Annotated in this window: 11 protein-coding genes and 3 tRNA genes; 4 read left to right on the top strand and 10 right to left on the bottom strand. The window is 69.6% G+C overall.

From position 1 onward, the window contains the following. The coding region (locus tag ACTIR_RS0112970) for an alpha/beta fold hydrolase (protein WP_026454610.1) at nucleotides 1-540 on the top strand (540 nt) is incomplete at its 5' end. A 222-nt stretch (nucleotides 541-762) separates the two neighbouring features. On the opposite strand, the gene ACTIR_RS0112960 is transcribed toward ACTIR_RS0112970, so the two are convergent. From ACTIR_RS0112960 to ACTIR_RS0112940, 5 genes are all read right to left on the bottom strand, one after another. Then, nucleotides 763-1,788, bottom strand: a complete 1,026-nt coding sequence (locus ACTIR_RS0112960) for an ABC transporter substrate-binding protein (protein ID WP_233345903.1) — start codon at nucleotides 1,786-1,788, stop codon at nucleotides 763-765. A 14-nt stretch (nucleotides 1,789-1,802) separates the two neighbouring features. Further along, entirely contained in the window at nucleotides 1,803-2,678 is an 876-nt protein-coding gene (locus tag ACTIR_RS0112955; RefSeq protein WP_026454608.1) for an ABC transporter permease, read from the bottom strand. Then, nucleotides 2,675-3,478, bottom strand: coding sequence for an ABC transporter ATP-binding protein (locus ACTIR_RS0112950; protein ID WP_026454607.1), 804 nt, complete (start codon nucleotides 3,476-3,478; stop codon nucleotides 2,675-2,677). The genes ACTIR_RS0112955 and ACTIR_RS0112950 overlap by 4 nt, the downstream gene beginning before the upstream one ends. A gap of 64 nt (nucleotides 3,479-3,542) precedes the next feature. After that, nucleotides 3,543-4,445, bottom strand: coding sequence for an NAD-dependent epimerase/dehydratase family protein (locus ACTIR_RS0112945; RefSeq protein ID WP_026454606.1), 903 nt, complete (start codon nucleotides 4,443-4,445; stop codon nucleotides 3,543-3,545). After that, nucleotides 4,445-5,689, bottom strand: a complete 1,245-nt coding sequence (locus ACTIR_RS0112940) for an FAD-dependent oxidoreductase (RefSeq protein WP_026454605.1) — start codon at nucleotides 5,687-5,689, stop codon at nucleotides 4,445-4,447. Before ACTIR_RS0112940 ends, ACTIR_RS0112945 begins: the two co-directional genes overlap by 1 nt. A gap of 195 nt (nucleotides 5,690-5,884) precedes the next feature. Between ACTIR_RS0112940 and ACTIR_RS0112935 the strand changes: the two genes are divergently transcribed. Both ACTIR_RS0112935 and ACTIR_RS0112930 read left to right on the top strand, forming a co-directional pair. Beyond that, nucleotides 5,885-6,781: a LysR family transcriptional regulator gene (locus ACTIR_RS0112935; protein ID WP_026454604.1), complete on the top strand. Its 897-nt coding sequence runs from the start codon at nucleotides 5,885-5,887 to the stop codon at nucleotides 6,779-6,781. Nucleotides 6,782-6,876: 95 nt separating this feature from the next. After that, complete coding sequence (locus ACTIR_RS0112930; RefSeq protein ID WP_026454603.1) at nucleotides 6,877-7,998, top strand: PP2C family protein-serine/threonine phosphatase; 1,122 nt, start codon at nucleotides 6,877-6,879, stop codon at nucleotides 7,996-7,998. Nucleotides 7,999-8,067: 69 nt separating this feature from the next. Here ACTIR_RS0112930 and ACTIR_RS0112925 read toward each other — a convergent pair whose 3' ends face one another. The 5 genes from ACTIR_RS0112925 to ACTIR_RS0112900 form a co-directional block, all read right to left on the bottom strand. Beyond that, a complete protein-coding gene (locus tag ACTIR_RS0112925) occupies nucleotides 8,068-8,838 on the bottom strand; it encodes a DUF1828 domain-containing protein (RefSeq protein ID WP_026454602.1) in 771 nt (256 codons plus the stop codon). 386 nt (nucleotides 8,839-9,224) lie between these two features. After that, nucleotides 9,225-9,298 (bottom strand) — tRNA-Phe (locus ACTIR_RS0112915). Between the two features lie 27 nt (nucleotides 9,299-9,325). After that, nucleotides 9,326-9,402, bottom strand: a tRNA-Asp gene (locus tag ACTIR_RS0112910). A gap of 27 nt (nucleotides 9,403-9,429) precedes the next feature. After that, nucleotides 9,430-9,502 (bottom strand) — tRNA-Glu (locus ACTIR_RS0112905). Nucleotides 9,503-9,986: 484 nt separating this feature from the next. After that, nucleotides 9,987-10,235 (bottom strand): hypothetical protein, encoded by a 249-nt coding sequence (locus ACTIR_RS0112900; RefSeq protein WP_026454601.1) that lies wholly within the window; start codon nucleotides 10,233-10,235, stop codon nucleotides 9,987-9,989. Nucleotides 10,236-10,624: 389 nt separating this feature from the next. Here ACTIR_RS0112900 and ACTIR_RS26620 point away from each other — a divergent pair. Continuing rightward, on the top strand, nucleotides 10,625-11,121 hold a 497-nt coding region (locus ACTIR_RS26620; protein WP_324607099.1), incomplete at its 3' end, for a hypothetical protein.

The raw sequence follows: 11,121 nt of genomic DNA, 5'->3' as shown, positions 1-11,121 counted from the left end.
GCCGGTTTCTCCGGCGGAAGCGCGATCGCCCAGGAGCTGGCTCTGCGGCACCCGGGCGTCGTACGCAGCCTCGTGCTGACGAGCACCTGGGCCGAGCCCGACGCCTACTTCCTCACGATGGCCGAGGCCTGGCACTGGTTGGCGGAGCGTGCGCCGAGCGAACGCGCGATGCTGGAAGCGTTCTATCTCTGGATCTACACGCGCCGCGCGCACGAGGACGGCACCGTGGCCGCGTTCGTCGACGAGGCGTTGGCGTTCCCGCACGGGCAGTCCGTCGACGCCTTCCAACGCCAGCTCGACGCCTTCCGGCAGCACGCGACGCTCGACCGCCTCGGCGCGATCACGGTCCCGACCCTGGTACTCGCCGGGGAACGGGACATCGCGACACCGCCGGACCTCGGGCGGGCGGTCGCCGAGCGGATCGGCGACGCCCGGTTCGAGATCCTGCCCGGGGAGGCGCACCAACCGTTCCAGGAGTCCCCGGAATCCTTCAACTCCCGGGTCGACGCCTTCTGGCGGGAGGTCGGCACCGAAGCATGAGCCCCGGACACCGTCCGCCGCAGCGGTCCGGCGCTACCCGCCGAGTGCGATCACGTCCCGCATCCCGTCCGGCCCGTAACCGTGGACCCCGTCGATGCGCAGATTGCCCGTGGCTTCCATCGCGAGCAGAAAGTCCCGTGCCGGTGGAGGACCCGTGACGGAGGGCCGTGGGCGACGTGCACCGTCCACCCACGGCCCTCACGCGCTCAACCGGTCACGGGCTCACCCGTCGGAGCCCGCGGACCCGTCCGAGCCGTCCTGCCCGGCGTCGACGTTGTCGGAGAAGGTCGTGTTGACGTACTCCTCCTGCGGGAGCGGCTGGTCGTACTCCAGCGCGCCCAGCTCCATCCAGGTCTGCTCCATCGTGGCGAGCTGGTCGGGCAACGGCGCCAGGTCGGGCAGCCACGTGTACAGCGGCGTCGACTTGACGTCCTCGACGCTCTGGTCGGTGGCCTCGGCGATGATGCGCAGGTTCTCCTCGGAGTAGCGCTGCTCGCCCTGAAGGTCCTTGGCCGCCCGGGCCATGGCGTCGAAGAACTTTTGCCCGTTCTCGCTGTCGGAGAACTCACCGCCGTAGATCATGCCCGTGCCGGAGGTACCCTCCGGCGTGGTCCAGACCTTTTCGGCGGCTCCGTCCTCCACGGCCATCTCCCAGAACGGCGCCGAGGCGAAGGCCGCGTCCACGCCCCCGGTCTGCAGCCCGGTCGGCATGTCGGGATTCGACAGCTGGGTGAAGTTCACGTCGTCCAGCGAGAGCCCGGCCTCCTGCAACGCCATCCCGACGTAGAAGGCACCGGTCGCGCCCTCACCGCCGAGCACGCCGATCGTGCGGCCCTCCAGGTCCGCCAGCGAGGAGTACTCCCCGCTGTCGATCAGCTCCTGACGCACCAGCAGTGCCGACGGCGGACGCTCCCGGTCCTCGGGCTGCACACCCATCGAGCCGACGACCTCGACGTCCAGTCCGGTGTTGATCGCGCTGAACATGCCCGCGGAGAACCCGACGAGGGCGGTGTCCAGTTTGCCGCTGGAGGCCAGCGGGATCGCGTCCTGGCCCGACTTCACGTTCTCCAGGTTGACCTTCAGGCCTTCGTCGGCGAAGTAGCCCTTTTCCTGTGCCACGAACAGTGGCGAGAAGATCGACAGCTGCACGTATCCCACGTCGACGGTGTCGTCCCCGCCGCCGCCCGCGGTGTCACCGCCGGCGCCGCAGGCGGACAGGCCGACACCGAGCAGCATCGTCGCTGCCATCGCCGTCAGTTTCCTCATTGTTTCCTTCCCTTTTTTCGGGGCCCGCCGGAGTGCTGCCAGGGGAGCAACGCCCGCTCCAACAGGATGATGAGCCCGGTGACCACAGCGCCGATGATCGAGACCGTGATCAGTCCGACGAACATCGTCTGTGGCTGGAACAACTGCCACGAGTTCCAGATCAGGTACCCCAGTCCGTTGTTCGAGGCGACGAACTCGACGGCCGTCACCACGATCACCGCCATGCCCGCCGACACGCGCAGCCCGGTCATGATGGACGGTGTCGCGCCGGGCAGGAGCACGTAGCGGAACAGCCGCCAGCCGGTGGCCCGGTAGGCCCGCGCGGCCTCGAGGATCCGTCCGTCGATCTGCGTGATGCCCGCGAGCGTGTTGATCTGCACGACGAAGAACACCGAGATCGCCACCGAGAGCACCTTCGGCGTCTCGGTCAACCCGAAGATCAACAGCAGCAGCGGGAGGATCGCGATCTTCGGCAGCGCGTACAACGCCGTGAACGTCGGGCCGAACGCCGCCCGCAACGGTCGGGACACGCCCATCACCAGCCCCACGGCGATCCCGACCACCGCACCGAGCGCGAAGCCGGTGAGCAGCCGCGCGACCGTGGAGTACACGTGCACCCACAGTTCACCCGTGGAGATCATCTCCCAGCCGCGGGAGAGGATCTCGCTCGGTGGCGTGAACAGCCGGGCGTCGAGCATCCCGGTCGCGGCGGCGACCTCCCACAGCGCGAGCAGTACGAGCGGGGTGAGCACGGCGAGCGCGAGGTCCCGGGTCCGCAACAACCGGTGCCTGCGGTGTTCCCGCTCCACGGCGCGCCGCAGGGCGTCGTCGGACCGGGCCGCGGTCGAGTCCCGCGTCAGTGATTGTGTCATGAGAACCTCAACGATGCTTGAACTTCATCCCGCAGCGACTCCCAGATGTCCTGCTTCATCCGCGCGAACTCGGGATCGGTCTCCATCTCCACACTGCGCGGCCTGCCGAACGGGACGTCGATCACTTCCTTGACCCGGCCCGGCCGCGCCGACATGACCACGATGCGGTCGCCGAGCAGCAGTGCCTCCTCGATCGCGTGCGTCACCAGCACGACGGTCTTGCGCTCGGCCTCCCACAGACCGACCAGCTGCTCCTGCATCAAAATCCGGGTCTGCGCGTCCAGCGCGCCCAGCGGCTCGTCCATCAGCAGGGACGGCGACCCCGTCGCGAACGCGCGGGCGATCGCGATCCGCTGCCGCATCCCGCCGGAGAGCTGGTGCGGATAGGCCTGTTCGAATCCGGTCAGTCCGACCTCGGAGATCCAGTGCCGCGCGTGTTCCTCGCGTTCCCGTTTACCGACCGAGGCCATCTGCTCACCGAAGGCCACATTCTGCAGGACGGTGAACCACGGCAGGACGCCGTGATCCTGGAAAACGAACGCGGAACGCGGGACCTTTCCCTTCGCGAGATTGTTGTGGACCTGTCCCGCCGAGGCGGTCTCCAGCTCGCCGAGGATGCGCAACAGGGTCGACTTCCCGCAGCCGGACGGGCCGACGATGCAGGTGAACGACCCCTTCTCGAACGTGAGGTCGATGTCGTCGAGCGCCTGGACCTGACTCTCCCCGACGAAGATCTTCGACACGTTCTCGACGACGAAGGCGTCGTCGGACGTCGTTCGTGTCGTGGGGGATGTGGTCATGAACAATCCTTGATCGAGTCGGCGGAACCGTTCTGGCCGGGAGGGGAGCACCGCCCGAACGAAATCACCATTCAAACATCGGAGGGTGCTCCGAACAGAAGACCCCTCCGAGGAACCGACGGTCCTCCTCGGAGGCGAGCACCGAGGGATCGTCCCCGGCCTCGGCGAAAAGCGTGTCCGCATACCGTTCCGCGTCGTCGACCGGGGTGTAGCCGATCGCGGCGCCGCCGGAGTGGGAGAGGTAGCCGCGGCTGTTGGCCGAGACCCCCCACACGAGCCGGAATCCGACCCCCGGGGCGCGGAGTGCGGCGTCGGTCAGCCGCACCGCGTCCGCGGGGGAGAGCCAGGTGGCCAGCATCCGCTCGTCGCGCGGCCGGGCGAAGCGGGAGGCGATCCGCAGGCACACGACCTCGAGGCCGTACCGGTCGTGGTACAGACTCCCGAGCGCCTCCACCGCGGCCTTGCTGACCCCGTAGAAGGTGTTCGGCCGCGCGGGCACGTCGTCCGGCACGGTCCCGCCGTCCGCGGGGATACCGACGTAGCCCACGGCGTGGATGGAGCTCGCCAGCACCACCCGGGGCACCCCCGCACGGCGTGCGGCCTCCAGGACCGCCTGCGTGCCGTCGATGTTGACCCGGGACACCGTCTCCCAGTCGGCCTCCAGCGGGATGCCCGCCAGGTGGACGACCGCGCCGCACCCGGTGAACGCGGTGACCAGGGCGTCGCTGTCGGTGATCTCGCAGCGGGCCCAGTCCTGGCAGATGGCGGCGGCCGTGTCGGTCGCCGGCTTCCGGTCCACTCCCACCACGTGGTACCCGAGGTCGGTCAGCCCCGGCAGCACGTCGGTGGCCAGTGAGCCCGCCGCGCCGGTCAACGCGATCCGGTCCGGGCGCCCGTGCGGCCCGTCGGCGGTGGTCCGGTCGTCGGTGGTCGTCCGGTCGTCGGTGGTGGTCCGGTCGGTGGTCATCAGATCAACGCCCCCTGCCGCTCCAGTTCCCGGCGGACGGCGGGATAGTCGTGCGTGCCGCCCGCGGCGTAGACGCTCGCGGCCACACCGCAGGCGTGCCCGGTGGCGAACGACGTGCCCATCACGCGCAGCGAGGCGTAGGCGGAGTCGTCCGAACTGACCAGGCGGCCGCCCGCCCAGAGGTTGTCGGTGGATTCGGAGCAGAGCGCCCCGTACGGGATGTGGTACCAGCCCTTGTCCCGGATCCCACCGTATTCGGTGACCCCGGGGGCGACGTGCTTCTCCATCGGCCACCCGCACCGCGCCACCGCGTCGTGCGGCCTGCGGCGTCCGGTGGAGACGTCGTCGGCGCACACCGCGTCGCGCCCGGCGAGCCTGCGGCCCTCGCGGATGCCGATCTGCGGGCCGGTGGAGGCGAGGAAGGCGGACTCCCACCCGGGCAGGTGGCGGCGGAACGCCTCCAGGTACCGCCAGCTCAGCTCCCGGGCGCGGATCTCGGCCTCGGTCAGGTCGTCGACGTCGAGCACGTCCCGGTGCTGGTCGGCCAACAGCAGCATGATCTCGCCGCTGACCGGCATCCGCACCGCGATCCCGCTGTCCCGCACCAGGGTGCGGCCGGTCTCGGTCCGGTACTTGTCCACCGCGGCGGCCATCCCGGCCGGGCTGAGGTCGGCGTCGTCGGCGACCGCGCCCGCGCGCATCACGAGCGTGCACGCCTGCCTGCGCTCCGGGGCGGACAGCCGCACCGCCGAGCCGGACTCCGCGAGGAGCGCGCCGTCCCCGCTGCAGTCGACGAAGGCGCGGCCGGTGAGGTGCCGGTGGCCGCCGCGGTGCACGATCTCCACCCCGGTGATCCGTCCGTCCTCCGTCGTGGCCGAGACCAGCCTGCTGTGCAGCAAGAGTGTCACCCCCGCGTCCCGCACCACCCGGTCGTAGACGCTCTTGGTGGTCTCCAGATCGAGCAGCACGACGGTGTTGCCGGTGTCGGCGATGGTCTGGGTGCGGTAGAGGTCGCGTTCGTCGAGGCGGTCGAGCACCTGTTGCCCGACCCCGGCCACCACCTGGGTGCCGGTCTGGTCGAAGAAGCCGCAGTGGGTGAGCACGGAACTGTTCGTGGCCGCCCCGCCGAGGAACCCGTACTGCTCGATCACACAGACCGACGCACCCGACCGCGCCGCGCCGACGGCCGCGGCGATCCCCGCCGCGCCACCGCCGATCACGACGACGTCGAAGTCCGTGGACATTCCCGTTCCACCTCACTACAGCCGGGGCTGGTTCATCACCCGAAACAGGGTCTTCACATCTGTTGGGTGTGACCCTGACCGCTCCCCCGTCCGGCCGTCCAATACCGGATGTGTCCGGGGGTTATGCCCTCAGCGCATAGCGGCCGGTCGACCGGCTCGGGCGGGCACGGGAGCACACGCGCCTAGGCTGGTCGCGTGGAACTGCGGCAGCTGACCTACTTCAGCAAGGTCGCCGAGGTGCGGTCGTTCAGTAAGGCGGCCGCCATCCTGCACATGACGCAGCCGTCACTGAGCAGGCAGATCATGGCGCTGGAGCGGGAACTCGGGCAGTCCCTGCTCGAACGCACCCCGCAGGGCGTGGAGCCGACCCCGGCGGGGCTCGGTCTGCTCGACCACCTGGACACCGTGTTCGAGCAGGTCGAACGCATTCCCGAGGTGGTGCGCACGGCGGGTGAACAGGTGCGGCTGGTGCGGGTCGGCGTACCGCAGGGGTTGCCCCAGCCGTGGGGCTTCACGCTGCTCGACACCCTGGCCGGGCGGGCACCGTCGCTGCGGCTGTCCCTGCACGAGGCCACCACCGAGGAACAACGCCAACTGCTGCAGAACGGGTTGATCGACATCGGGCTGTTGCACACCGAGGCCTCGGAGGTGCACTGCGAGAAGCTGTTCACCCAGCGCATCGGTGTCGCCGTGCCGCCGGGTTCGGCCCTGGCGGGCCGGGACGCGATCCGTTTCGCCGACCTCGACGGCGCCCGGGTGATGGCCCACGCCGCGGGCGAGGTGGACGTCGAGGTGAGCCGCATGCAGGCCGCCTCGACCGCCGCGGGCGCCGGAACGGAATGGTTGTTCCGCCGCTTCTCCGAACACAGCTGGCTGATCGCCCTGGCGTCCGAAGTGGACGCCGTACTGGTGACCCATCTGTCGGCGACCCGGCACCTGCCCGACTGGAGCTGGATCCCCGTGTCCGACCGCGACGCCGAGGGCCGGAGCCTGGACATCGACACCTTCGCCGCGCGGCGGGATCCGGCGCCCACCGCCGTGCGTACCGTCGTCGACACGATGCGGTCCGTGTCGGCGGCCGTCGACCTCTGACCCGGGTCCGGGACGGTTTGCCGGGACGACACCGGGGCTATCCGGGAACGAGCACCGGTCGACGCCGGATGCCCCAGTGAAGCGAGAGGCGCGAGATGGCCGCGCACGACGTCGCCGCCACGTTTTCGAGTCCCTATTCGAGCCCGTACGCCGTGCTCAGCCCCGACCTGGTGATCCGGGAGGTCAACTGGGCGTACATGTGGGTGACCGGGCGGGCCCGGGACGAGCTGCTGGATCACTACTTCTTCGACGTCTTCCCCGGCCATCCGGAGGGGGCGGACCGCACGGACACGCAGCGCGTGTCCGCGTCGCTGCACCGGGCACTGGAAACGGGCCGACCCGACACGCTGCCGTTGGTGCGCTACGACATCGCCACCCGGCGCACCGGCGACTACCAGGAACGGTACTGGGGTCTGGTGAGTGTCCCGGTGCTCGACCGGGACGGCGCGGTGGACCGGCTGGTGATCTGCCCGGTGGACACCACCGGGCTGGTGCGCAACTACACCCGGGAACGGGAGACCGCGCTGACCCTGCAGGAGGCCATGATGCCGGGGCCGGCGACGGTCACCGAGCGGATGGCCGCCCGGTACCGCCCGGCACTCAGCGGCTCGAACCTGGGCGGTGACTGGTACGACTTCGTCGAGCTCGGGCAGGGCAGGTTCACCGCGGCAGTCGGCGACGTGGTCGGCTGCGGCCTGCGCGCCGCGGCCGTGATGGGGCGGCTGCGCAGCGCGCTCGGCGCACTGATCCGGGCGGACCCGGACCGGCCGGGAAGCGCTCTGGCGATGCTCGACCGGTACGCCCGGTCGATCGACGGCGCGCTGGGCACCACGGTCGCCAAGGTCACCGTGAACACCGACGCGCACACCCTGACCTACGGCTGTGCGGGCCACCTGCCACCCATGCTGCTGCGGCCGGACGGCGGCGTCGACGCACTCGACGAAGCCCTGTCGCTCCCCCTGTCCGTCGGCCCGCTCCACCGGGCCCGACCGCAGGCGCGATACACCTACGAGCCCGGCTCGGTCCTCGTGCTCTACACCGACGGGCTCGTCGAACGCCGGGGCGAAGTGCTCGACGTCGGCCTGGACCGGCTCCGGCGAAGCCTCACCGACCACGCCACGCTCGCCACCGACGAGCTCGCCAACACCCTGCTCGCCGACCTCCTCACCGACCGCCCCACCGAGGACGACACCGCCCTCATCGTCACCGGACTCTGACCGGATCGCTCATTCACCCATAAGGACCAGCACGCTCCGCCCGAAGCACGAAACGGTCGGGTCCCTGGTTCATGAAGCGAGGCGGTCGAGCAACTCCTCACGCGAGGACCACGCACGAGCGGTGACCGAATACCTCTCGAACGCCTCGATCACACCCGCTGGAACATCCCTTTTTCGATCGTCGATCAGCGCGAGAAACTCGGTTTCCGCATCGCGTGCATCACGGGTATCAGCGATAGCGAACAACAGATTCTCGACACGGTCGCGGCGAGGACTCCTCATGAGCTTCAACATCCGCTCCGGAGCCTGCTCCGACTTCGGTATCGCGAATTCGATCAAATGATCGAAACCGCTTCGTCCGGCGAGCTTGACCCCAGAGGTGTAGCGAATTCGCCGAGCGTCGAGAAAGCGGGCGACGTCCTCGGCGAACAGACCTTCGACAGTCGGCTGCGAGAGGACATGCATGTCGTCGATGCTGAGCATCGCCTGGATCAGGTTGTGGATCCGCTGACCAAAATTCTCGCTCGTCGCGGATGTCCTCAGTTCCGCGCCCTCAAGAGTCACACCGAGCCCACTCAGGAGTCGCCGTATCAAATCCTGCCTTCTGGGACCCCGGCTCTCCACACCGCTCGACTTCAGCTCACCGATGACGTACCCGTCGTCGGTGAGGAGATAGGAGTCGGCCGCGACTCTTTCGGCATAGATCTGGAAGTAGTCGTTGTGCCTGTCCAGGAACGGAGCAGTGAACTCGGTTATGTCACCGGCCACCGCTTTTACATGCGTATGTTTCCTGAGCCACTCGTGATAGGAGTTGACAAGGAGGTCCGCCTGACTCGTCACGCCCGACCTCCGTTTATCGCCGGCTCCGGGAGCTTGACTACCTTGCCAGGTCTACGGTGAGCGACAGACTGTACACCTTGGGCATCCTGCGCAACTGGTCTGCCTGCCACTGGAAAAACATGTCCTCGCCCCTACGGCACGTGAGGCAGCTAGCATACTACACCCGACATCGCCTCTTCCGCGGAGCAGCGCGAAGGGCGCTCCGGCGCAGCAGCCTGACGCAGGACCGGGTGATCGCGCTGATCGGCGATGAGAACGCCCTCTGAGGCGAGGCGGAACCCCCCGTCTGGTGGCCTGCGCTGCCGGGCTCGGCAGGGCTCGGACGGGAAGGCCCGGACATGAAAAAACCGCCCCGACCGGATCGGGGCGGTTACGGGTCAACCGGGTGGCCAGGGACGGGATCGAACCGCCGACCTTCCGCTTTTCAGGCGGACGCTCGTACCAACTGAGCTACCTGGCCGAAACGCCGGTGCGGGACCGAACGCCTTGGCGACCCTGACGGGACTTGAACCCGCGACCTCCGCCGTGACAGGGCGGCGCGCTGACCAACTGCGCCACAGGGCCATGCTGTGTACCGTTTTCAGTTCTCCGTACTCCCAACGGGATTCGAACCCGCGTTGCCGCCTTGAAAGGGCGGAGTCCTAGGCCGCTGGACGATGGGAGCCCAGTCGGTTCGGCTACCGACCGCGCTTCCAGGTCATCCCCTGGGAGCGATCACCAGTCTAGGACACCCGTCGAGCCCCTTTCAAAGGGGGGTCACTTAACTCGCGGACCCGCCGCTGACCTGCGACAAGTCGTGGCCCACCCGCGGAGGCCCCGGCCGCCGTCCACCTGCTCCCCCGCCGGGGCCGGCGGCCGGTTCCACACCGGACGACCCGAAGGGCGGACGACCGGGGCCATCCCGGAGGCGACGCCCGCGTACTCACCGGCGTGACGAAAACTCTGCGGTCCTGTCGGCGTTGATGAGAAATTTTCCGGCCGAAGCCCACCCAGAGGCGTCAATTGATTGCCCAGGGGCGGTTCCGGACAGTATTTTGTCGCCTGCCCAGGTGCACGATCAGGGGGTGTGCACCTGGGCGGCTTCCTCGCGGCGGCCCCGCGCGACCGGGGCCCGCCGACCGGGTCATTCCGACCCGCGACGGCCGGGGTCAGCGCTGCACCGGGTGGTTGCCCTCCTCGTCCGGGGTCAGCCCCAGCATCTCCAGCAGTTCGGCGCAGTCCCGGGCGTCGTGGGCCCCCTGGGCGACGGCGACCCGGGCGCGGCGCACCTGATCATCCGAGACCCGTGGAGCCTCCGACGCCCCGGCCCGCTGCGTCGGCACACCCCCGTACCGCGCGCTCTGCCCTTCTCCCTCGTAGCGAAGGAGAAACTGCCGCATCTCCGCCGACCTGCCCATGGCTCCTCCCGGGGCCTCGTTGGTGTGGCCGACGAGGCTAACGATCAGCGGAGACACCCCATAGCCGCCCGGAGAGTGAACCGGGTGTCACGGTGCGTGCCTTGAGACACCCGATCGAGCGCTCCGTCGGTGAACGTCCGGCAACGGGACGGTGACAGGTCCGGCGATTTTTCCCGCTGTACCACTCGCGATCCGGCGGATCGTCGTGTAAGAATCGGGGTGCTGACACACCCCCGGTCAGCGCCTGTGGAGATCCCCTCCGGGCCCCCGCGTTCCTCCCCCTGGCGCGGGGGCCTCTCCATGTGATCGGCGGCCGGCGGGCACGACGCCCCGACGTGGGCCACGACACACCGCGACCCCTGTCGAGACACAACCGTTATCGTGTGGTCGTGCCACTTCCCGCATTCGGACGCGGCCGCAGCAAGAGCAGGGCCGCGCACACACCGCCGCACCGGGACGACCGCGGCAGCCGCGACGACCGGGACGCCTCGTCCGGGGCCGCCACGGACAAGGACGTCGACGACCACGAACTGTCCAGCTACCTCGCGGCGCTCGCCCCGGAGACCGACCCGGAGAGCACCGGCTCGGGACGCCGGTTCGGCGAGGCGGACGTCCACCAGGTGCGGTTGACCCCTGCCGCGGGCCAGCAGCTCAGGGACCTCGCCGCCGAGCGCGGCACCTCCCCCGGCGCGTTGGCCCAGGAGTGGGTCCTCGAACGGCTGGCCTGGGAGGACCGGGGGGCCGCCGAGGCGCCCCCCGCGGCACACGTACCACCGGCCGTACAGTCACCCCCCGCGGCACAGGCACCACGGGATCCACGGGCGGTCCCGTACGCCGCCGCCCCGCACGAGGCCGCCCCGTACGACGCGCACCGCTCGGGCCACCC

This window comes from Saccharomonospora iraqiensis subsp. iraqiensis (assembly GCF_000430445.1).
Taxonomy (GTDB): domain Bacteria; phylum Actinomycetota; class Actinomycetes; order Mycobacteriales; family Pseudonocardiaceae; genus Saccharomonospora; species Saccharomonospora iraqiensis.
The sequence above is the reverse complement of the archived record's forward strand: the minus strand, read 5'-3'. Positions and strand labels throughout refer to the sequence as shown.